This is a genomic window from Pseudoalteromonas sp. GutCa3, from assembly GCF_002836155.1.
Lineage (GTDB): Bacteria > Pseudomonadota > Gammaproteobacteria > Enterobacterales > Alteromonadaceae > Pseudoalteromonas > Pseudoalteromonas arctica.
The window spans coordinates 80,341-102,912 of sequence record NZ_PJBK01000047.1 but is presented as its reverse complement, the minus strand read 5'-3'; the positions used below and the strand labels follow the sequence as shown (position 1 = coordinate 102,912).

Here is a 22,572-nt window from a genome sequence, read left to right as displayed (position 1 = left end):
TTTACTGAATTTGTATTTATAACAAGGACATTACGTATACAAAGTAAATATAGATCAGAAAAAAAGCGGCCTAGGCCGCTTTTTTAATGCACATTAACTATGTGCTCTCACGCAATGAGAAGGGTGAGCTAAAGCTCAAATATGTTAGTAAAAAACTTATAAAGTTCGGTGCCTTGGTTAACACTCGCCGAGGCAAAGTGCAAAATGGCAATTGCATCGCAATCGAGAGTAAGTGTTTGCAGTGGTTGCTCGCTTAAGTAGCGCTCCATGCGTAAAATATTAGCAATAGGCTCACCGGCTTTAATGTGCCCACCAAGTGGGGCTAAGTATTCAACCATGCCGCCAATAGGGGCGTAATAAGCAAAGTAGTCATCTAAATTACATGCATAGCGAGTCATATTGGCTGGCGTATGCGGTGCGTTTTGTAATACGCCTTTGTGATTTAAGTAACTTAAAATGCTGTTAGCATCGTTTAGTGCTTCTTTTAAGTCTATTTTTTCTTGGCTGCCTAGCTCTACAGTAAATGCTTCTACAGGTATTGATAATTCACGACCTTGCTCGCTAAGTGCATCACTCAAATGCCACCATGGGCAAAAGTTAGCTTCATCCATAGCACCGTCAAAATCACTAGGAATAAGCAATACATGCTCAATATTAAAGTAACGCGCGCTGTCGGTTGCATAGGTTGGGCAGTACAAATGCTTGCTTGAAATAGGACCTGTGTGTAAATCGAGTACTATATCAGCCTGATGAGCGAGCTTTTGTAGGTTAAGTGCAATGCGTTTACCCGTATTAAGTAAATAAGCAGGGCCGTTAAGTTTGCTGTCTACTTCGTCAATAAGCGCCTGTTTGAAGTTACTTTTTAATGTAGCGTCGTCATACTGGGTATGATTTTGTGAAAACTGTGCCACTAAATTTTTATTGTAGTGATACATGCGATTCCAATTAGTGCCCGTAATCGGATCGAACCTGCCAAGGGTAAACTCGCCAGATTTTTGATTACAACCAATTGGGTTAGCATAAGGTACTAATGTAATATCGCCATTAAGGTTTAGGTGTTTTAATTGCTCAAGTAGCTGAAAAATAACTGCGTTACCTTGCACTTCAGCGCCATGCATATTGGCCTGAACATAAACACTAGGCCCTGTGCCATCGCCTTTTAAGCGATAAACAGGAATTGTAAGCGGTAAGCCGTTTGCAACTTCCCCTACTACAATGTTCTCTTGGCCGATGTGTGTTGTATTACTCATGCTTATTACCTTAAGTAGTGGCTGGCATTTTCGGCTTGGCGAACACAGGTAAGTTCACCGTTTTGCAATGTGTACTCGCCGGCGAGCTCGTGGCATAAAAAATACGGCATACTTTCGGTAAAGCCGTAAGCACCGCATTGGCTAAACACTAGCCAGTCGTGCTCATTTAAATCGCTTGGCAGGTTATGCTCACCTAAGCAATCAAGCGCTGTACAAAGCGGGCCGTATAAAGTGACCGCTTGAGTTTTAGCACTGGATTCACGCAGTAACGCAGCAGGAAAATCTTGGCTGGTAACAGCAGGGCGTAATAAGTGGTTTATACCGCCGCTTAAAATTACTTGCTGTTGATTATAGTTTTGTTTGCGCTCTATTACTGGGTTTGCGTAATGACCACATTCGCCAACGGCATAACGACCAAGTTCCATCCATAACTCTTCTACGCCCGCATCATTTTTAATTTTAGCGAGTGCAGCTATTAAGTCATCCCAATCAAGTGTTGTTTCGCTTTGTGTATAAGGAATACCTAAGCCGCCACCTAAATCGAGAATTTTAAGGCTAATATTTAAATCGCTGGCAAGTTGGCTAAGTGGTGCAATCATTTGTGACCACAATTCGCTTAGCTTTTGCGTGCTAAGCATGTTGCCCCACTGAAAAATATGTAAGCCGTCAAACTTAAGTGCAGGGTAGTCGGTTACATTGAGTGCTTGCCACTCATCACAACCCAAACCAAATGGTGTGAGGCTGTCGCCGCCCAGTGGGTTTTTTTCACCTTCAGGCCAGCGTAATTGCACTCGCAGTAATACTTGTAACTGCGTATTTTGTAGTTGCGCTTGTTGGTTTAACCAACGTACTTGATTGAGGCTTTCGGCTACGAATATACGTACTCCGCGCTCAATAAAGTGTTTAATTTGTTTAGGGCTTTTTGCAGGCCCTGTGTTGAGCACGCGCTGTGAGCTAATACCTTGTGCTAGCACTTGCTCAAGCTCACCTTTACTTGCTACGTCAAAATTAAAACCAGCGTTGTCTAAGCTTTGAATAATTTTAGACAGTGGATTTGCTTTTACCGCGTACCACAGTTTTACATCGGTTTGCGCAACTAAACGTGCAAGATGCGCGTTTAGTTGATCTAGGTCGTAAACAAAAAAAGGTGTATCAAGTTGTTGTGTAATTGTATTTACAGCGGTTTTGATAGGCGTGCTCAAAAAGCTCATTATCGTAAAACCTCTTCAAGCAATAACGATGCATCGCTTTTCTCGTCGCGGTATTTAACAATTAACGCACACGACATGCTTAAGCCTTGCTCGCGCGCCCACTCGTTTGACGCAGGGCGAGAGCCTGGTATTACAATCGCGTATTCTGGGATTGGCTCGCCTTTATCTAGTTGGCGCTCGTTTACGCAGTCGTATACCGGAATAGTCGCCGATAAACGCACGCCTGGGGCAAGTACTGCACCTTTTTTAATGACTACACCTTCAACAATAATACAGCCAGCGCCAATAAAGGCGTCGTCTTCTACAACTACTGGGCTTGCACCAATTGGCTCAAGTACACCACCAAGCTGCACTGCAGCACTTAAATGTACGTTTTTACCTACTTGTGCACACGAGCCAACTAATGCGTGGCTATCTACCATTGTGCCTTCGTCGATGTATGCACCAATGTTTACATACGCTGGTGGCATAATAATCGTGCCTTTAGCAACATAAGCACCACGGCGAACACTAGAGCCACCCGGCACCATACGTACGCCATCGTCAGTACTAAATTCTTGCGGAGCTAAGTTATGTTTATCAACAAAACCACCTGCAAACTCAGTATTAGTGCCATTTTTGAAGGCATCCAAAATGCCTTGTTTTACTTCTACGTTAGCTTGCCATTGGCCGCTTTCGTTTTGTGATGCTGCGCGTACTGCGCCCGATTCTAAATTATTTAATAGTTCTAACCAGCTCATTATAAAAACCTGTATTTAATGCCAAGATAAAATGGTGTTGTTTGCAGTTGTGATGCAATCGGTTTGAGTTAACTCAAGGTGTGTTAAAGGTGGACGAAGTTGCGGGCTGCTTAAGCGGCCTTGCAAATGCATCAATACCTTTACGGGAATAGGGTTTGCGACAGCAAATAAGCTATTAATAGCGCTTGACCACTGGGCAAATAAATTAGGGTGTTGGCCACTTAAGCTGCGTTTAACAAACTCGTGAGTTTGTGCGGGCCATGCATTTGCAGCTACCGACACTAAACCTTTTGCGCCAGCTTGAGCAAAATAAGGCATCAGCGCATCGTCGCCACTAAAAATAGCTAAATTAGGCGCAGCTTGGCGGTAAGCTTCAAACTGAGCAATGCTGCCGCTCGCTTCTTTTAACGCCCATAAATTTTTATTATTTTGTAAGTTTTGAATTGTTGCCGTTGGAATGCTAACAGCACTTCGACCCGGTACGTTATAAAGCATACACGGGTGAGCACTTGCATTAAGTAGGCTTTCAAACCAATGAGTTTGACCTATAGCGCCGGGCTTTGCATAAAGCGGTGAGCCAAGTAAAAAGCTATGAATTGGGAGTGTATTACAGTAGTTAACCCACTCAATTTGTTGCTTTAAGTTACTACCGCCCACAGCAACCATGAGTGGTACTGCTGGTTTTAGTTGGCATACGTGTTCAACAATGGCTTGTTGTTCTTTTAGCGTGAGTGCTAAACCTTCGCCCGTACTGCCAAGTAGTAAAATACCGTTATGCGCTGCTTCTTGCTCGCTAACCAGCTTAGTTAACGTGTTGTAGTCAACATCGCCGTGTTGATCAAATGGCGTTACGAGCGCGGTCCACAATGAGTAGTCGTTTAAATTGAAGTTGTTGATCATCTCTCACGAACTTATAATTTGTACCAACTTTATTAAAAACGTGATCATTTTAGCGATAACTAATTTAATGCAATTGATATTATTCGAAGAGTTAAAAAGCTTTATGGAAGGAGCCGCATTAACGTCGTTCGAACTAATAATTCGAAGAGCGAATGGGCTTAAAATAATAGGGCGCACGGCCTTAATATTTAAGACCAGAAGCTCTCCACCAAACTAATAAGCTGCTTTTTATAAGCAGCTATTGGTGACAGTCGCTAGGGTTCAACCTAGTCGCCCGAAATAAACACCTCGCAAAAGTGGTTACTTCTCGGCGTTAATTCCCCTCACGTATGCTCACTGGAGTTTGCGCTCCTAACATACGCTACCTGAATAACGCACCTCTTCTAGCCCTTTGCACCTGTTTGTAGAGTAAAACTTACAAACCTGTGCAATTTAAATAGGGTAATTACGGCGATTAAAGCATTTTAGCCATCTGGGTGTCAAGCTACTAAATACAGATTAATTCACCGAAAAGAGGGGTGGTTACGTATTGGGTGCTTTTCTCGTACACTAGACCCATAGTAGAAGTAAGGTATTAATCAGATGGAAAAATTTAGCGATATTTATAAGCGAGCGGTAGAGCGAAAAGGCTCTGAAAAAATGCTTAAGTTATTACTCGCAAAACCGCTATCTAAAAAACAACTAAGCACGTTAAGTGACGACGATTGGCTTGAGGAATTTACTCGAAAAGTATTTCAAAGTGGCTTTTATTGGTCAGTCATTAATAATAAGTGGCCAGGCTTTAGAGAGGTTTTTTGGGATTTTAGCGTTGATAAGTTATTAATGATGCCACCTGATATGCTGGAACAAAAAGCAACGGATGAGCGAATTGTTCGTAACTATAAAAAAGTAAAAACAATTACCGAAAATGCTTACATGATCCACGAAATAGCAGGGGAACATGGCAGTTTTAGTCAGTTTATCGCTAATTGGCCAACAGACGATATTATTGGTTTATGGGCGTATTTAAAAAAGCATGGTGCGCGTTTAGGCGGAAATACAGGGCCTTATGCACTGCGAGCACTTGGTAAAGATACTTTTTTACTATCACGCGATGTAGAGAATTATTTGCGTGCCCATAAAATTATAGACGGCGGCTTACAAACTAAAAAATCACTGAGTGCAGCCCAAGCCTTTTTTAACGAAATGCAAAAGCAAAGTGGCTTAAGTATGCAAGAGTTGAGCTTAATTGTGGCCTATGGCGTAGGTGACAACCGTGTTGGTATAAGTCAGCAATAATAGGAATTACCATGAAATTAGTGCCAAGATACACAGACATTACGGAAAACTTTGCGATAGAAGATTTCCCTGCAAGTGTTGCCTTTCCTCAGTTATTACTGTGGAACGAGAGCTTAGCAAAAGAGTTTAATATTAACGTTGCAGCTGATTTGCGTGCTAGCACTTTTAGCGGTAACGAAAAACAGGCGATTCCTGCAGTAGCACTTGGTTACTCTGGGCACCAATTTGGACATTTTTCACCACGTTTAGGCGATGGGCGAGCGCATTTACTGGGCGCTATTAATGATGATAAAAACCAGTTGTGGGATATTCAATTAAAAGGCTCTGGTGCTACTCCTTACTCAAGAGGGGGAGATGGGCGTTGTGCTCTTGGTCCTGCTATTCGTGAATACGTAATGAGCGAGGCAATGCATGCACTAGGCATTAAAACCACACGCTGCTTAGCGGTTGTTGGTAGTGGTGAAACGGTTTATCGTAATCCGCCACAAGCAGGCGCCATAGTGACTCGTTTAGCAACGAGCCATATTCGTGTTGGCTCGTTTCAATATTTAGCGACGCAAGGCGATGTTGAAGGACTTAAAAATTTAGCCGATTTAGCTATAGAGCGACACTACCCAGAAATAACAGATACAGGATCGCAGCGCTATTTAGCATTTTTAGGCGCTGTGATTAAAAACCAAGTTAAGCTAGTTGTGAGCTGGATGCGTGTTGGCTTTATTCACGGAGTAATGAATACCGATAATACGCTAGTAAGCGGAGAAACCATTGATTACGGCCCGTGTGCCATGATGAATAGCTTTGACTTTGATACTGTATTTAGCTCTATCGACAAACAAGGTCGGTATGCATTTGGTAATCAACCTAATATAGCTAACTGGAACTGTGCTCGTTTAGCTGAAAGTTTAATACCGCTTATCAGCGATGATGACGAACAAGCTGTTTCGTTAATGACGCCATACATTAATAGCTTTGCTGAGCAATTTAATACTGAGTTTACGGCTATGTGGGGACAAAAGCTGGGTTTAAATGAATCTTGCAATAGTAGTGGCGAGTTAATCGCAGAGTTGTTAGCACTATTAAAAGATAATCAGCTCGATTACACCAATACCTTCGATGCGCTTACTGAATCTTTAAAAGAAGAAACAGTAATACCTGAGTCGCTAATTGAATGGAGAGCTAAGTGGGTAAGCTTAACCGACGATAATAGTTATGAAATAATGAGAGCTGCAAATCCTCGTGTAATACCGCGTAATCATGTGATCGAAGAAATAATTGCACAATATAACGCTACAGGGTCTAGTGAGTTACTACAGCGCTTTATAAAAATAGCCAGTAACCCGTATTCTGACAGTGAAAAATTATCAGAATTTCAGGCTGCACCGATAAATGATAATGATTACCAAACTTTTTGTGGTACTTAATACTTAACTTTGAGTATAACTACATGATTAAAAAGAGTCATTTTTTAATCAAATATGTGCATATACCTAGGGTAATGTTAATTCTGGTGGTATTATGCGCCGAATTAAAGCCAAGCAATATTTCTTTGCATTTATAAGTGCATTTAATTTAATTGCTCTTACATTCCTTGCTAAGTACTAATTTACAACAAACTACTATATTTATTTTTCAATAAAGTTTTAATTTCGCCTATAGTAAGTGGATGTGTGTTGTGACGAGGCATAGAAAAAAGTTATAAACTTTATTTTTCGTTAAGTATTGATTAACAAAGGCTCAGTTAGTCTATATAAAACTGATTGAGCTAGTATCGATTAGCTACAATTTAAAATTGTTCAAATGGGAAGAAAACAATGAAATTAAAATCACTTACAATTGCAATCGCGTTGGCTGCAACTAGCGCATCTACATTCGCTGCTGATAAAGAAGAAGGTTTCTACATTGGCGCATTTGGCGACTATTATGACGCATCTTGGAAAAACATGCGTGCTCAAGCTGGTCTTGATGTAAATGAATCAACTGGCTGGGGTGTTGAAGCCGGTTACCGTTTCAGTGATTACTGGAGCGCACGTCTTGAATATGCAGATATGGATTTTAATGCTTTTGATAAAGTTGCTGGCAACCGCAACGGTATTGATGGCGAGCGTTACGGTATTGATGCTCTTTACCATTTAAATGGCGGTCCTTTCTACGGTCTTTTCGGTATTAAAGAAATAGACGTAGTAGATGACAATACATTCTTAAATGCAGGTGTTGGTTACCAACATTTCATTACAGATGGCTTATTTGTAAATGCTGAAACAGCTGTATACCAAGGTCTTGACCGTGGTTACACAGATGTAGGCGCTAAAATTGGTATTAACTACTTATTTGGCCAAAATTCAGCTCCTGTAGAGCCAGTTAAACCAGCTCCAGAGCCTAAGGTAATTGAAGTAGCTGTAGCTCCTACAGATAGCGACAACGACAACATTCCTGATGCAGATGATAAGTGTGCTAACACACCTATGACTGATGCAGTTGATGGCACTGGTTGTACTTTATATGAAGATAAAGAAGTGACTGTAAGCTTATTAGTGACTTTCCCTAACAATGCTTCAGCAGTATCTACTCAGTACTTAAACGATATTGAAAAAGTATCTGCATTCTTAAAAGATTACCCAGATACAACAGTACTTTTAGAAGGTCACACTTCTTCTGTAGGTAAAGCAACTTACAACAAATGGTTATCTAAAAAACGTGCTGATGCAGTAGCTAAGCAATTAGTTACTGATGGCATTGCTAAAGACCGTATTACTACAGTTGGTTTAGGTGAAGAGCGTCTTAAAAATGATGCAAACACTAAAGCTGCAAACGCAGAAAACCGTCGTGTAGAAGCGCATATCAAAACTATCAAAAACGTTAAAGTTTTACGTTAATTAAATAGTTTGTAATAAAAACCCAGCCAAGTGCTGGGTTTTTTTATGCCTGTAATAAATTAGTATTGTTTAATGGTAATGATTCTTACTTAACAAGTATTCATGAAAATAGTTTTTACTACAACCACTATTCATAGTATTTATAATCGGTATAATCAGTTGCGTAACTGGATGGATTTTCATCTATCCATAAAAGCTTTATAATTACGCGTTAGAATACTATAAGTATTGGGTAACTTATTTGCGCTTGAAGCGCTACCGGATACTTTCACGTCACCAAGAGGGCAATATTGTGCTACAAGAATATCGTAAACACGTAGAAGAACGTGCCGCGTTAGGTATCGTACCAGCGCCATTAGATGCTCAGCAAACTGCTGATCTTATTGAATTAATCAAAACTCCACCTGCAGGTGAAGAAGAATTCATTTTAGATTTGTTCATTCAGCGTATACCAGCAGGTGTTGATGATGCTGCTTATATTAAAGCGGGCTTCTTAGCAGCTGTAGCTAAAGGTGAAACTAATTCTCCACTTGTTTCTAAAGAAAAAGCGGCAGAATTATTAGGTACAATGTTGGGCGGTTACAATATCGCACCAATGATTGACCTACTTGATGACGAAACACTTGCACCAATCGTAGTTAAAGGCCTTTCAAATACATTACTTATGTTTGATGCGTTCTACGATGTAGAAGAAAAAGCAAAAGCAGGTAATACATTCGCTAAGCAAATTATTGAGTCTTGGGCAAATGCAGAATGGTTTACTAATAAGCCAGCTGTTGCTGAAAAGATCTCAGTTACTGTATTTAAAGTAACTGGCGAAACAAATACTGATGACTTGTCTCCTGCACCAGATGCATGGTCTCGTCCAGATATCCCACTTCATGCTTTAGCAATGCTAAAAATTGAACGCGATGGTATTACACCTGATAAAGCGGGCGAAGTAGGTCCAATTACTCAGATTGAAGAATTAAAAACTAAAGGTTTACCACTTGCTTACGTAGGTGATGTTGTTGGTACGGGTTCTTCTCGTAAGTCTGCAACTAACTCTGTACTTTGGTTTATGGGCGATGATATCCCATTCGTACCAAACAAGCGTGTTGGCGGTGTATGTCTAGGTAATAAAATTGCTCCAATCTTCTTCAATACAATGGAAGATTCAGGCGCATTACCAATCGAATTAAATGTTGATGAACTCAACATGGGCGAGCAAATCGACATTTATCCGTACGAAGGTGTTGTTAAGCAACATGGTACTGATAAAGTGATTTCTACTTTTGAGCTTAAATCTGATGTGATTTTAGATGAAGTTCGTGCTGGTGGTCGTATTCCACTAATTATCGGTCGTGGTTTAACTGACAAAGCGCGTACATCTCTTGGCTTAGGTGCAACTGATACATTTAAAGTACCAACAGCAACAGAAGTTTCTGATAAAGGCTTCACACTAGCGCAAAAAATGGTTGGTAAAGCATGTAACGTTGCAGGTATTCGCCCAGGTCAGTACTGTGAGCCTAAAATGACAACTGTTGGTTCGCAAGATACAACAGGTCCTATGACACGTGATGAACTTAAAGATCTAGCATGTTTAGGTTTCTCTGCAGATTTAACAATGCAGTCATTCTGTCATACATCAGCTTATCCTAAGCCTATCGATGTAAGCACTCACCATACGCTTCCTGATTTCATCATGAACCGTGGCGGTGTTTCACTTCGTCCAGGTGATGGTATTATTCACTCGTGGTTAAACCGTATGTTATTACCAGATACCGTAGGTACTGGTGGTGATTCACATACACGTTTCCCATTAGGTATTTCATTCCCAGCAGGTTCGGGTGCAGTAGCATTCGCAGCAGCAACTGGTGTTATGCCGCTTGATATGCCTGAATCTATTTTGGTTCGTTTTAAAGGCGAAATGCAACCAGGCATCACTTTACGTGACCTTGTTCATGCAATCCCTTACTACGGTATCAAACAAGGTTTATTAACAGTTGAGAAAAAAGGTAAAATTAACGAATTCTCTGGTCGCGTACTAGAAATTGAAGGCGTTGAGCACCTAACTGTTGAGCAAGCGTTTGAATTATCAGATGCATCTGCAGAGCGTTCGGCAGCAGGTTGTACTGTTAAGTTATCTAAAGAGTCTATCTCTGAATACCTAGAATCAAACATTGTTATGCTTAAGTGGATGATTTCTGAAGGTTACGGCGATGTACGTACGATTGAACGTCGTATTACTGCAATGCAAGATTGGTTAGCTAACCCAGAACTAATGGAAGCTGACGCTGATGCAGAGTACAAGCATATCGTTGAAATTGATTTAGCTGAGATTAAAGAGCCAGTTCTTTGTGCTCCAAATGACCCAGATGATGCGCGTCTTCTTTCTGATGTTGCTGGCGAGAAAATTGATGAAGTATTCATCGGTTCTTGTATGACTAACATTGGTCACTTCCGTGCTGCTGGTAAGTTGCTTGATGGCTTTAAAGGTCAACTTCCGACTCAGCTTTGGGTTGCTCCACCTACTAAGATGGACAAAGACCAACTTACAGAAGAAGGTTACTATGGTATTTTTGGTCGTGTTGGCGCACGTATCGAAACTCCAGGTTGTTCACTATGTATGGGTAACCAAGCACGTGTTGCAGATAAAGCAACGGTTGTGTCTACCTCTACACGTAACTTCCCTAACCGTTTAGGTAATGGCGCAAACGTATTCTTAGCATCATCTGAGCTTGCTGCAATTGCTGCAATCATTGGTAAATTACCAACAGTTGCTGAGTATCAAGAATATGCTGCGAAGATCAATGCAACGGCGTCAGATACATACCGTTACTTGAACTTCCACCGTATGCCTGCTTACACTAAAAAAGCAGACAACGTGATTATTCAACAAGCTGTATAATTTTTAGAGTTTGTTTAAAAACCCGCTTAGGCGGGTTTTTTATTGGCTAAAATAAATATTAGATAGTTCATGCTTCTTTTTTTATATTATTGTATTAAATCTAGTCTTAAGTTGCTTTTAAAGTAAGTAATCGCGCAAAAATTCCTATCAAAATGCATTAAAATCCTCATCAATATTCTCATTATTTTAGGCGAGATTTTATGACAGCATTAAACAACCAGAATTTACTGCAACTACGTTTTGTTAACCAAGCAAATATTGATTTGGTTAAGCCTTCTTTTGATAACCTGCCTGCAAATCCTTATGCAGATGGCGCCTTTCGTAAACGTCGTTACTCAGTAGTTAAAATGCAAAATGGTGAAATAAAGTTACAACAAACCAAAGCATTTGTTCAAGACGATTCAATTAATACTTTTCAAGGTAATGTAGAGCGTACTTACGAAAACCTAGAGCAAAGTTTACTTGAGTCAGAAGGCATGAAAAGCATTGTAAATGAGTTTCGCCAACTTACCGGTATTGATGAACAGCGTGATATTGAAATTCATCAGTTCCGTATGCTTGCAATTAACAGCGATACGCCGGCAGCGCCAGAAGGCGTGCATCAAGATGGTTTTGACCATGTATGTATATGCGGCGTTTCTCATGAAAACTTAGAAGGCGGCGAGCTACTTGTATACGAAAACAAGCAAGCTGAGCCTTGTTTTAAAATGGAAATAAAAGACGGCATGTTTGCATTAATAAACGACCGTGAAGTGTGGCACAACGCAACACCTATGAACAAAATTGATGCTAGCAAACCAGGTTACCTGGATTGTTTTGTATTAACGTCTTAAGGAATAAGCATGAACATAACGCAATTACGTGAGCAGTTTCCTGCATTAATGCAAAACGTTGATGGTAAATCGCCAATATTTTTAGACGGACCGGGTGGCTCGCAGGTACCAACATCGGTGCTTAATGCGATGACAGCTTATTTAGGTCATTATAATTCAAACTTAGGTGGCGCGTTTTTTTCAAGTGATAAAACCGTTGAATTGATGGCGAATGCGCGTCAAGCAGCCGCTGATTTACTTAATGCACCTAGCTCACAACAAATTGTGTTTGGTCCAAACATGACCAGCCTAACATTTAGCTTTAGCCGTGCTATTTCACGCGACTGGCAGGCTGGTGATGAAATAATTGTAACCAATGCCGATCATTTCTCAAATGTATCGTCGTGGCAACAAGCCGCAGAAGATAAAGGCGTAAAGGTAAATACAGCGCTTATTAACGAAGCAGATTGCAGCTTAGATATGGCGCAGTTTGAAAGCTTATTAAACAGCAACACTAAGCTTGTAGCGGTAACGTATGCGTCAAATACCACAGGTTCAATTAATAATATTAAACGTATTGTTGAGCTTGCTCACGCTGTAGGCGCACTTGTTTATGTTGATGCCGTACATTACGCACCGCACGAACTTGTAGACGTACAAGCACTTGATTGCGACTTTTTAGCCTGCTCTGCATATAAGTTTTTTGGCCCGCATTTAGGTATGGTTTACGGTAAAAAAGAACATTTAGACGGGTTTACGCCTTATAAAGTTGAGCCAGCTAAAGACGTAGCACCAGGTCGTTGGGAAACCGGCACACAAAGCTTTGAAGCCATGGCGGGTTTTATCGCGGCTGTTGATTACATTGCAGCAATTAGCGAACTTGACGATAGCCATTCACGCCGCGAAAAGTTAAGTGTGGCTTTTGCTAAAACTAAACAACACGAAATGGCGCTTAGTGAGCACTTTTTAACGCGCTTGGTAAACTACCCACGCATTAAGTTGTTTGGTATTGATGACTTTGATCGCTTAAATGAGCGTACACCTACTTTTGCTTTAATTTTTGAAGGGCTTGAGCCACGCGCCGTTTCAGAATTTTTAGGTAAGCAGCATATTTGTGTGTGGGATGGTAATTTTTACGCGCAAGGTTTGTGCAAGCAATTAGATGTGCTTGATAAAGGCGGTGTAGTGCGCATTGGTTGTATGCACTACAACACCATTGAAGAGCTAGATCAGTTGTTTAATTTATTTGATGAACTGCTCGGTTAAATAATACTGATTTTGGTGCGCTAACTCTTTGGCGCACTATATATTTGTTCTGCACGATTAAACAACACCCACGATGTTAAAATATACTTATCGTTTGATACTGGCTTATTGCCTCTATGAGTATGTGTAAAGTAGCCTGGGGCTATTACCATAGTGCCTTTTTTAGGGGCGATTTTACGGTTTTGATAGTAAAACTCCGTTTCACCGCCTTCATCAACATCGTTTAAATAAAACATAAATAACAACACGCGATGCAGTGCTTCATTATGCTGTAGCTGCGGGTAAACTTCACTATGCCAGTAAGGGTAGCCACCTTTATTTACTTCGTATTTTTGCGCTTGAATATTACCAAGTCTAAAAATTTGCTGAACTAGCAAAGGTAATTGCGGTTTACCCACTTCTTCAAAATTCTCTTGGGTTAAATCGACAACGTCACCTGTTTTTGGGTGATAGACCTTTAAGCCAAACGCCCCAATCATCATAAAAATATGTTCTTCAACATACTTAAAAACATGCTGTGCAGTCGTTTGTTGTATATGTTTTAATTGTTGTGCATATTCGGGGTGATTATTTAAGTGTAGGTCGTGACTGTCTTTTTTCTTTAAGTCGACACCGCCCGATGTTACCCCTTGTTTTACATGCGGGCTTTGCGCGAATGTGGTAATAAATTCATCGCAAAACTCATCGCTTAATGCGTTATCAACAACGCGTATAAAGTCCGTCATGGTTTACCTTTATATAATTATTATTGGATTTTTATGTTTATTGAAAAAGTGATGCCGCGCTTTAGCGAAACAGATGCACTCGGACACATTAACAATACCGTACTACCTGTATGGTTTGAAGTCGCACGTGGACCTATTTTTAAGTTTTTTACACCGGACTTAAATCCACATGATTGGAAATTGATTATCGCCAAAGTTGAAGTGTCGTTTGTGGGCGAATTATTTTATGGCCACGAAGTGACCGTAAAAACCTCTGTAGAGCATATAGGCACTAGCTCTTTTACGCTGAGACAGGAAGCATGGCAACACGATAAATGCTGCGCAATAGGTAAGGCCGTTATGGTGAGGTATGATTTTATTGCTAAATCAAAACAAGCGCTTAGCATTGACGAAAAAGCAGCGCTTAACGAGCACATTTACCAAAGCAGTTAACCTTACGAGGCTTATGTTTTACATAAGCCCATACTGAGCTGAATTATTGTAAATATATGATGGCAGCTGTAAATATTTGTCGAGAAATTTCAACGTATTTAGATTGAGTTACAGGCTTCAATTATATACTATTTATATTATATATTGTTGCGCCGTTATAACAGGAAATGTTAATTCGGTAATTTGATTGGAGAATGCGTGTGACATCTATTGCCAATAACCAACCTTTACAAGTTATTCAGCTCAGTGATGGTCAAAATTTAACAGCTGAAATTTTGCCATTTGGCGCAATAATAAAAAGCATTAAATTTAAAAAACAAGAAATGACGCTTAGCGTCGATGATCCTCAATACTATCTTGAAAACCCATTTTATCTTGGCGCTACAGTAGGTCGATACGCTAATCGCATTGCAAAGGGGCGTTTTAACTTATCTGGTACGCAGTATCAACTAGAAGCAAATAACGGCCCTAATAGCCTGCACGGCGGCGTTAAAGGCTTTAATAAAGTACTTTGGCAAGTAACCAAACAAACTGAAAGTGAAGTTGAACTTTATTATTGCTCGCCCGACGGCGAACAAGGTTTCCCCGGTGAGTTGCAGGTTTGGCAAACGATTAGCGCTAAAAACGGCGAGCTTACTCTGCACTTTAAAGCGCTAACCAATAAAGAAACGCTCGTTAACTTTACCAACCATTGCTATTTTAATCTTGATGGCAGCGAATCAATTAATGAACACCTTGTTCAAGTTAATGCCAATTACTATCTTCCTATTGATACAACTAGTATTCCACTTAATGAATCTGCATCAGTCACCGGTACCTGCTTTGACTTTACTAAGCCAGCTCAAGTTGGTGAGGCCTTAAGCGCCGTTCATCCTCAACTAGAAGCTGGAAATGGCTTTGATCACTGCTATATTTTTAATGATGACAGCAGTTTAAAGACGATGGCTACATTAACTTCGCCACACACGAACGTTAGTTTAACCCTTAAAAGTACGCAGCCAGGCATGCAGTTATACACCGCTAACTTTGTAGGTGCGCCTTTTAAAGCACGACAAGCTTTGTGTTTTGAAGCGCAAAATTGGCCAGATGCGCCAAATCGTGAAAATTTTCCAAAAGCTAATTTATTACCGGGAGAGGATTACGAACAGGTTATTATTTACTCTTTTTCTGAGTGAATACAGCATTCTAATGTTAATTTAAAGAAAATTAAAAGCAAAAATACAGTGATTAAATGCTATCCATAATTCAGGAAAAGGTTGCACTTTTTGCTGGTTTAAAGTATTTATAATATAAATAGTATTTGAAACTATATGCACTACCACAACGACACAACGACTACACACAATCAGGAGTTTTTAAAAAATGATAATTAACAATAAGTTATCGTTCAACAAGAAAACCGCGATCAGTATTGCTATCACAGGCATATTGGCAAGCGGAAACGTTGCAGCTCAAGGCGCTGAAGGCAATACGCCTACAGTAGTAAATGAAGATGTTGAAGTTATCGCAGTAACGGGTATCCGCAGCAGCTTACGTTCATCAATGTTAGATAAAAAAGCATCTAATGTTGTTACAGACGGGATTAAAGCAGAAGATCTTGGTAAATTTCCTGATTTAAACGTAGCAGAATCTCTGCAACGTATTACAGGTGTAGCAATTGACCGTAGTGGTGGTGAAGGCCAAGCGGTAACTATTCGTGGTTTTGGTCCACAATTTAATACTGTACTTGTTAATGGTCGTCAAATTGCGACAGACAGTGCAGGTCGTGAATTTAACTTTGATGTATTGGCTGCGGATCAAATCACCGGTGCTGATATTTATAAAAGTAATACAGCAACTCTTCAAGAAGGCGGCATTGGTGGTACGGTTAACGTAACTACAGCACGTCCTTTTGATTTTGGTGGTTTACATATTTTAGGTTCAGTTAAAGGTATGTACGAAAGCCTTTCTGAAGAAGTATCTCCATCAACATCATTCTTAATAAGTAATACGTTTAACGATGACAAGCTAGGTGTGCTTTTTGCCATCACTAATCAACAACGTAAACTTCAAAATAACCAAATTTTAACGGCTGGTTGGCGCGGTGGCCAAACAATTTCTAATCCAACGGATGGTGTATTGTTTGAAAATGCTTACATTCCTCGTAACTGGGACCAAGTAGTTGATGAGCAAGACCGCGAGCGTACAAATGCAAGTTTAGTACTTCAATACGCACCGTCTGACGATGTTACGATTACTGTTGATGGCATGATTTCAAAATTCGAAGTTGACTCAACAGTACGCGATTTAGCATCTTGGTTTGAACCAGACCGCGTAGGCAGTGCAACGATTGATCCAGAAACAGGCACTCTTTTAACTTTCTCTCAAGAAGTTGGTTTAGGCGCGCCAAGTGGCGACCCTGCAAGTGACTTTGTATCGCATACACGTAATTCACGTGATGTAACTAATAAAGCATTTGGTATTAACGTTGATTGGCAAGTAAACGAGTCATTAAAAGCTAAATTTGATGTATCTCGCTCAACAGCCGAAAATGACCGAGCAGGTACTGACCGTTTTAACGTTGTAGGTATTATTAATAGCTATACTTTTGACGGTACTGGCAGTATTCCTACTGTACAGCATGACGGTTTTGAAAATGGTTCATTGCCTGATCCAAGCCTAGCGAGACTTCATTACAACGAAATTGGTAATCAATTTACAGATGAAGATGAAATTACTGAAGTAAAAGCCGATTTTGAATACGTGCCAGATAAAGGCCCAGTTGATCGTATTAACTTTGGTGCTTATCGCCAAGAGCGTGAAAAATCAAGCTTTCAAATCTTTGGTAGTCAATGTCAGTTCTGTGGTTACGGTACACAAGCACCACTTGATGCAATTGATTTTGAAGCATACCAAGCAAGCAATTACTTCCCAGGCTTAATCGATACATTTTATAGCTACGACGGTGATAAAATGCTTGATTACCTAGCCGATCAAGGTTTCCCTGTAGAGCCAACACTACAAAATAACCGTTATACAATTAACGAAGACATCACTAGCTTATACATGGACTTTACGCTTGGTTTTGACCTTTCAGATATGCCCGTAACAGTTAACTTTGGCGCGCGTTACTCAGAAACTGATATTGAAGTTGCTGCAATACAAAGCTTTATTAGCGATGTAATACCAACATCTGACGCAACATTGTTTGCTAACGTATTTGGCCCGGCTACAAGCATTGAACAAGGTACTAGCTACTCAAACTTACTCCCTTCTTTAAATGTTAAGTTAGAGCTGCAAGATAACATGATTTTACGCTTTGCAGCGTACGACAGTATCACTCGCCCAACTATGTCTCAGCTATCTCCTGCGACAAACTTTAACGAGCCACGTCGTCAAAATTTAACGGCAAGTGGTGGTAACCCAGCACTTAAACCATTCCAGTCTGAAAACTGGGATATTTCTTACGAGTGGTACTACAACGATGCTAACTTATTTAGCTTTGCAGTATTTAGTAAAGAAGTAGATGACTTTATTGTTACCCTAACAGGTGCAGAAACATACGAAATGTCTGACCGTTCAGGTCCTGATTTTGCGTGTACTACATGTACAGACCAAACAGATGACGAACTTGTTGGTAGTTCAGAAGTTTACACTGTAAGTCGTCCTCAAAATGGTGAGTCTGCAACTGTAACCGGTTTTGAAGTCGGTGTTACTCACATGTTTGAAAATGGCTTTGGTTTTATTGCCAATGCAACTGTTGTGAATAGCGACATTAGTGTGGGTGACGATACTACACAAACATTTGCACTAGAAGGTCTTGGGGATTCACAAAACTTAATATTTTTCTATGAGCAAGATAACTGGCAAGCACGTGTTGCATTTAACAACCGTGAAGGCTTTTTACGCTTAGTTGATAACGGCTTTAACGGTGAACCAGTTAACGTAGAAACTTACGGTCAGTGGGATATTAGTGCAAGCTACGATATTAACGAAAACTTCACTATTTTTGCAGAAGGCATCAATATTACTGAAGAAGAGCTAGTACAAACAGGTCGTTTTGCTAACCAAATCTATTCAGTAGAAGATAATGGCTCACGTTACGCGTTTGGTATTCGCGGATCGTTTTAATTAATGATGGAGGCGTATTTTTAGCCTCTTAGTTTTCATTACAGCACCAAGGTGCTAATACCAATTAGGTTAATTTAGCAGTAATGTATATTAGTTAACCTAATTGGCTAAAATGAATACACATTAAATCAAAATGCCCTAACGGGCATTTGTTGTATAAAACGTTATTAAAAATACTCAAAGAGTAGTCCATTATGAATAAAGCAATAAAAACAGTAGCGGTAGTTGGCGGTGGTACAGCAGGATGGCTGAGCGCTGCAATTATAGCTTCGTATCACCAAGGTCAAAATGGTGACGGCTTAAAAGTGATGTTGGTTGAATCGTCAGACATTCCAACTATTGGCGTAGGTGAAGGTACCTGGCCCACGATGAAAAACACACTTCAGCAAATAGGCTTGCGTGAAGTTGATGTGTTTAAAGCCTGTAATGCTACCTTCAAACAAGGCGGGAAGTTTGTAAATTGGACTCATGGCAATAACGACTTTTACTACCATCCATTTACTGTACCGCTAGGCTACGGCCGTATAGATTTAGCCCCATATTTAGATAATGTTGAAGACTTTGCACAGCAAACTAATTTTCAACATGATATTTGCGAAGCAAGCTTAGCCCCAAGAGGTATAGCGCAGGGTGAATATCAAGGTAATTGTAATTACGCTTATCACTTAGATGCCGGCGCTTTTGCAGAAATGCTTAAACAGCATTGTAAAAGTAAGCTTGGCGTAGAGCATATTATTGGTACTGTTGATCAGGTAAAGCTTGATGGCGGTGGTGCAATAAATACGCTGACATTAAAAGATCAAACCCGCACCATAAATGCCGACTTATACATAGACTGTACTGGTTTTTCATCATTGTTATTAGGCCAAGCGCTCAACGTACCGTTTAAAAAAATGGACCACGTGCTATTTAACGACAGCGCACTGGCTATGCAAGTCCCTTACGATGAAAACGAGCAGCTTCTTGCCAGCCATACCATAGCAACAGCGCAAAACGCTGGATGGATTTGGGATATAGGTTTAACGCACCGCCGAGGTGTAGGGCATGTCTATTCAAGCAAATTTTTATCAGACGATGAAGCAGAGCAAAACCTAAGAGACTATTTAGGCGATGCAGCAAACGGTTTAACTGCCCGTAAAATTAGTTTTGAATCAGGATACCGTGAGAAGTTTTGGCATAAAAACTGTGTTGCTATTGGTATGTCAGCAGGATTTGTAGAGCCGCTTGAAGCAACCGCTATTATGCTTGTTGAAATTTCAGCACGCTTTGTAGCAGAGCACATGCCAGCAGACACACAAGTAATGTCTATTGTAGCTAAACGCTTTAACGAGCAAATGGATTACCGCTGGCAGCGTATTATCGACTTTTTAAAGCTTCATTACATGCTAACCAAGCGCTCAGAGCCTTACTGGCAAGCACATGTACAGCCCAATACTATTCCACAAACCCTGCAAGAAGATTTACTTCTTTGGGGAAGCCGTGGCCCACTTATTCAAGATTTTCATGGCGCATTAGAGTTATTCCCTGCTGCCAGTTATCAGTATGTTTTGTACGGTATGGGCTTTAAGCCTGACTTTACTAAACAAGCATATTTGTATTCACAACATGTGCAAGCCAAACAAATAATTGAACGTAACAGCCAGCTTACACAGCAGATGTTGCAAACTTTGCCACCTCACCGTGCTTTTATAGAGCAGTGGTTAGCAGCTAACCCAGTTTAAGGATGTGTAACTATGGCTATTAGTGAACTAGTAAACACCAAACACCAAACATTAAAAATTAACCCTAATGCCGCTGTTGAATACGCAAAAAAACAGCATTTAGTTAATTTAAGAGCAAATGAAATAGCAAAAGCAGCCTGCGACTTACCTGTTTTTTTAGCACGTAACGCACAAAATGGCAGCTATACCGTATCAGCGTTAACAAGCTTTAGTGCTGGGCAAAGTCTATTGGTAAATAACAACCAATGGCAGGCACTTTACACACCCGTATGCATGCAAACCCAGCCGCTTTACTTAATGACTCGAGAAGCAAATAGTAGCGATTATTTTATTGCGATTGATGAGCAAAGCTCAGCCGTAAACACCGAGCAGGGTGAGTCACTATTTGATGCTAAAGGTAACCCAAGTTTATTTTTAAGTGCACAGAAAAAGTTGTTAGAAAGCGATTTAAAAAATGATTACCAAACGTATCAATTTACCCAAGAAGTTGCGCGTTTAGGACTCATTAAAAACATAAATATTGTATTGCAGTTTGAACAAGGCGAAACCCAAACTATTCAAGGTTTGAGCACCGTTGATGAAGACAAATTGCAAACATTAGATAGCAATACCATTGCAGAACTACAAAAGCAGGGTTACTTAAGTGTGCTTAACAGTATGCTTATTTCTTTGTTTCAGTTAAATGCATTGGTAAAGCTGCATAACCAACGTCCCGAACTTATGCCTTTAAAGCAGATTAAGTTAGAACTAAGTCGAGATGCGCACGCGCTGTAGCGTACACTTTTTTATTACACAGACATTGCGCATAACGCGCAGGAGACACACACATGTCAGATAACATTTTACAGCTGGTGGTTTTTGTTTTTGTCACCGCTTTAATTGGTGGCCTTACTTATTGGAAATGCCGAGGCCAAAATCGCAATAACGGACAAAGCCAAACCAAAGAGTATTTTTTAGCGGGCGGTGGCCTTACTTGGATGTTTGTTGCAGGTTCAATCACATTAACTAATTTAAGTACTGATCAGCTTGTAGGTATGAATGGTAACCAAATGGCTTTACTGGTTTGGTGGGAGCTTGCAGCAATTATAGGTTTGATTATTTTAGCCAAAGTGTTCATTCCTGTTTATTACAAATACAACTGTACAACGACCACAGAGCTTTTAGAAAAGCGCTATAACAACAAACATATTCGCGCTGTTATTGGTGGTTTATTCTTTTTAGGTAATGCACTTATTTATATGCCAGCGGTTATTTATTCTGGCGCGCTATTTATGCAAACCATGTTTAAGGTTGATATTCCGCTAATGTATATCGCCACCGCATTTGCCATTATTGGTGCTGTTTATGCGTTTTTTGGCGGTCTGCGAGCAGTTGCTGTATCGGATACCTACAATGGCATACTTGTACTAGGCATGGCTGTTTTAGTCGTGTTTTTAGCACTTAATGCGATTGATTATGACTTTACGGGTATTCCTGAGGAGCGCTTAACACTCATAGGCGATGCTGACTCACCTATTCCGTGGCCAACACTTTTAACCGGTATGATCTTTATTCAAATGTATTACTGGGGTACTAACCAAACAATCACACAGCGAGCAATGGCAGCACCTAATGTTAAAGAAGCGCAAAAAGGTATATTTGCAGCTGCGGGTATTCGTTTTTTAATCGTCCCTGCAATTGTGGTATTACCGGGTATTATTTCGTTTAAACTTTATGGCGATATTGGCGACGCTGCTTATGGTCGAATTGTGGGTGATGTAATGCCAGCATGGTTAACCGGTGTGTTCGCAGCGGCAATGGCAGCAGCTGTGCTTTCTACTTACAACAGCTTATTAAATTCAGCTACAGCACTATATGTGTGTGACATTCACGAAGCGTACTTTAATAAAGAGCCAAGTGTTGTAAAGCTAAGTGGTTACGTAACATTGCTACTCACAAGCTTAACACTGGTACTTGTACCAATTTACCAGCAAGCAGATAGCATTATTAACTTACTACAGCAATTAAATGGCTTATTAAGTATGCCTATATTCTCAATTTTTGTAGTGGGCTTATTATTTAAAAATGTGGATGCACGTGCAGGTATTGCAGCAGTAATTTTAGGTGTTGTAATGTACGGCATGCTTACATTTGCAAACTCACCACTACATACTGACATTCATTACATTCACTTAATGCCAATTACACTGATTGTATGTGTAGCCTTTGCATTGATAGTAAATAAAGTGGTATTTGGTTTGAATGCGCAGTGGGCAGGTAAAACACCGGCACTTGATGACGCAGGACAAGTACAAAAATAGATTATAAATAGTTTAAGCTGACAAAATCGGTCATGGGGAAACTCTGGCCGATTTTTTATATGTA

General features: G+C 40.2%; 17 protein-coding genes and 1 riboswitch. Of the genes, 12 read left to right on the top strand and 5 right to left on the bottom strand.

Going from position 1 to position 22,572, the window contains the following annotated elements:
* Window positions 1–128: 128 nt before the first annotated feature.
* The 4 genes from CXF64_RS08940 to dapA are packed head-to-tail and all read right to left on the bottom strand — an operon-like array spanning window position 129 to window position 4,101.
* On the bottom strand, window positions 129–1,250 hold the full coding sequence (locus CXF64_RS08940; RefSeq protein ID WP_101216841.1) for a succinylglutamate desuccinylase/aspartoacylase family protein: 1,122 nt from the start codon (window positions 1,248–1,250) through the stop codon (window positions 129–131).
* Between the two features lie 5 nt (window positions 1,251–1,255).
* Window positions 1,256–2,461, bottom strand: a complete 1,206-nt coding sequence (locus CXF64_RS08935; protein ID WP_101216840.1) for a PLP-dependent decarboxylase — start codon at window positions 2,459–2,461, stop codon at window positions 1,256–1,258.
* Window positions 2,461–3,201 carry a 2,3,4,5-tetrahydropyridine-2,6-dicarboxylate N-succinyltransferase gene (locus CXF64_RS08930; RefSeq protein WP_007376223.1) on the bottom strand — a complete coding sequence of 247 codons (741 nt, stop codon included), beginning with the start codon at window positions 3,199–3,201 and terminating at the stop codon, window positions 2,461–2,463. The genes CXF64_RS08935 and CXF64_RS08930 overlap by 1 nt, the downstream gene beginning before the upstream one ends.
* Window positions 3,202–3,216: 15 nt before the next feature.
* On the bottom strand, window positions 3,217–4,101 hold the full coding sequence (gene dapA / locus CXF64_RS08925) for a 4-hydroxy-tetrahydrodipicolinate synthase (protein ID WP_101216839.1): 885 nt from the start codon (window positions 4,099–4,101) through the stop codon (window positions 3,217–3,219).
* Window positions 4,102–4,291: 190 nt separating this feature from the next.
* A riboswitch (Lysine riboswitch) is annotated at window positions 4,292–4,492 on the bottom strand.
* A 191-nt stretch (window positions 4,493–4,683) separates the two neighbouring features.
* Between dapA and CXF64_RS08920 the strand changes: the two genes are divergently transcribed.
* The 6 genes from CXF64_RS08920 (at window position 4,684) to CXF64_RS08895 (ending at window position 13,220) form a co-directional block, all read left to right on the top strand.
* Window positions 4,684–5,379 carry a DNA-3-methyladenine glycosylase I gene (locus CXF64_RS08920; protein WP_008167263.1) on the top strand — a complete coding sequence of 232 codons (696 nt, stop codon included), beginning with the start codon at window positions 4,684–4,686 and terminating at the stop codon, window positions 5,377–5,379.
* 11 nt (window positions 5,380–5,390) lie between these two features.
* Entirely contained in the window at window positions 5,391–6,800 is a 1,410-nt protein-coding gene (locus CXF64_RS08915; protein ID WP_101216838.1) for a protein adenylyltransferase SelO, read from the top strand.
* A 390-nt stretch (window positions 6,801–7,190) separates the two neighbouring features.
* Window positions 7,191–8,252, top strand: a complete 1,062-nt coding sequence (locus CXF64_RS08910) for an OmpA family protein (protein ID WP_024607656.1) — start codon at window positions 7,191–7,193, stop codon at window positions 8,250–8,252.
* A gap of 292 nt (window positions 8,253–8,544) precedes the next feature.
* Window positions 8,545–11,142, top strand: a complete 2,598-nt coding sequence (gene acnB, locus CXF64_RS08905; protein WP_007579986.1) for a bifunctional aconitate hydratase 2/2-methylisocitrate dehydratase — start codon at window positions 8,545–8,547, stop codon at window positions 11,140–11,142.
* A 200-nt stretch (window positions 11,143–11,342) separates the two neighbouring features.
* Complete coding sequence (locus CXF64_RS08900; RefSeq protein ID WP_024589546.1) at window positions 11,343–11,975, top strand: 2OG-Fe dioxygenase family protein; 633 nt, start codon at window positions 11,343–11,345, stop codon at window positions 11,973–11,975.
* Window positions 11,976–11,984: 9 nt separating this feature from the next.
* Window positions 11,985–13,220 carry a cysteine desulfurase-like protein gene (locus CXF64_RS08895; protein ID WP_024589547.1) on the top strand — a complete coding sequence of 412 codons (1,236 nt, stop codon included), beginning with the start codon at window positions 11,985–11,987 and terminating at the stop codon, window positions 13,218–13,220.
* A gap of 20 nt (window positions 13,221–13,240) precedes the next feature.
* On the opposite strand, the gene CXF64_RS08890 is transcribed toward CXF64_RS08895, so the two are convergent.
* Complete coding sequence (locus CXF64_RS08890; protein ID WP_101216837.1) at window positions 13,241–13,945, bottom strand: 2OG-Fe(II) oxygenase; 705 nt, start codon at window positions 13,943–13,945, stop codon at window positions 13,241–13,243.
* 33 nt (window positions 13,946–13,978) lie between these two features.
* Here CXF64_RS08890 and CXF64_RS08885 point away from each other — a divergent pair, with 33 nt between their 5' ends.
* The 6 genes from CXF64_RS08885 (at window position 13,979) to CXF64_RS08860 (ending at window position 22,508) form a co-directional block, all read left to right on the top strand.
* The gene (locus CXF64_RS08885; RefSeq protein WP_024589549.1) at window positions 13,979–14,377 is read left to right on the top strand and encodes an acyl-CoA thioesterase; all 399 of its coding nucleotides are present in this window, start codon (window positions 13,979–13,981) and stop codon (window positions 14,375–14,377) included.
* A gap of 200 nt (window positions 14,378–14,577) precedes the next feature.
* The gene (locus CXF64_RS08880) at window positions 14,578–15,552 is read left to right on the top strand and encodes an aldose epimerase family protein (RefSeq protein WP_101216852.1); all 975 of its coding nucleotides are present in this window, start codon (window positions 14,578–14,580) and stop codon (window positions 15,550–15,552) included.
* A gap of 187 nt (window positions 15,553–15,739) precedes the next feature.
* Window positions 15,740–18,487: a TonB-dependent receptor gene (locus CXF64_RS08875; RefSeq protein WP_101216836.1), complete on the top strand. Its 2,748-nt coding sequence runs from the start codon at window positions 15,740–15,742 to the stop codon at window positions 18,485–18,487.
* Between the two features lie 194 nt (window positions 18,488–18,681).
* Window positions 18,682–20,208, top strand: coding sequence for a tryptophan halogenase family protein (locus CXF64_RS08870; protein ID WP_101163265.1), 1,527 nt, complete (start codon window positions 18,682–18,684; stop codon window positions 20,206–20,208).
* Window positions 20,209–20,220: 12 nt separating this feature from the next.
* Entirely contained in the window at window positions 20,221–20,982 is a 762-nt protein-coding gene (locus tag CXF64_RS08865; RefSeq protein ID WP_101163264.1) for a SapC family protein, read from the top strand.
* A 53-nt stretch (window positions 20,983–21,035) separates the two neighbouring features.
* Window positions 21,036–22,508 (top strand): SLC5 family protein, encoded by a 1,473-nt coding sequence (locus CXF64_RS08860; protein ID WP_024589554.1) that lies wholly within the window; start codon window positions 21,036–21,038, stop codon window positions 22,506–22,508.
* The last annotated feature ends 64 nt before the right edge of the window (window positions 22,509–22,572 follow it).

Excerpts from the sequence above, each read along its gene's own strand:
- CXF64_RS08940 (WP_101216841.1), bottom strand. The coding sequence starts at position 1,250 with ATGAGTAATACAACACACATCGGCCAAGAGAACATTGTAGTAGGGGAA.
- CXF64_RS08935 (WP_101216840.1), bottom strand. The coding sequence starts at position 2,461 with ATGAGCTTTTTGAGCACGCCTATCAAAACCGCTGTAAATACAATTACA.
- CXF64_RS08930 (WP_007376223.1), bottom strand. The coding sequence starts at position 3,201 with ATGAGCTGGTTAGAACTATTAAATAATTTAGAATCGGGCGCAGTACGC.
- dapA (WP_101216839.1), bottom strand. The coding sequence starts at position 4,101 with ATGATCAACAACTTCAATTTAAACGACTACTCATTGTGGACCGCGCTC.
- CXF64_RS08920 (WP_008167263.1), top strand. The coding sequence starts at position 4,684 with ATGGAAAAATTTAGCGATATTTATAAGCGAGCGGTAGAGCGAAAAGGC.
- CXF64_RS08915 (WP_101216838.1), top strand. The coding sequence starts at position 5,391 with ATGAAATTAGTGCCAAGATACACAGACATTACGGAAAACTTTGCGATA.
- CXF64_RS08910 (WP_024607656.1), top strand. The coding sequence starts at position 7,191 with ATGAAATTAAAATCACTTACAATTGCAATCGCGTTGGCTGCAACTAGC.
- CXF64_RS08900 (WP_024589546.1), top strand. The coding sequence starts at position 11,343 with ATGACAGCATTAAACAACCAGAATTTACTGCAACTACGTTTTGTTAAC.
- CXF64_RS08895 (WP_024589547.1), top strand. The coding sequence starts at position 11,985 with ATGAACATAACGCAATTACGTGAGCAGTTTCCTGCATTAATGCAAAAC.
- CXF64_RS08890 (WP_101216837.1), bottom strand. The coding sequence starts at position 13,945 with ATGACGGACTTTATACGCGTTGTTGATAACGCATTAAGCGATGAGTTT.
- CXF64_RS08885 (WP_024589549.1), top strand. The coding sequence starts at position 13,979 with ATGTTTATTGAAAAAGTGATGCCGCGCTTTAGCGAAACAGATGCACTC.
- CXF64_RS08875 (WP_101216836.1), top strand. The coding sequence starts at position 15,740 with ATGATAATTAACAATAAGTTATCGTTCAACAAGAAAACCGCGATCAGT.
- CXF64_RS08870 (WP_101163265.1), top strand. The coding sequence starts at position 18,682 with ATGAATAAAGCAATAAAAACAGTAGCGGTAGTTGGCGGTGGTACAGCA.
- CXF64_RS08865 (WP_101163264.1), top strand. The coding sequence starts at position 20,221 with ATGGCTATTAGTGAACTAGTAAACACCAAACACCAAACATTAAAAATT.
- CXF64_RS08860 (WP_024589554.1), top strand. The coding sequence starts at position 21,036 with ATGTCAGATAACATTTTACAGCTGGTGGTTTTTGTTTTTGTCACCGCT.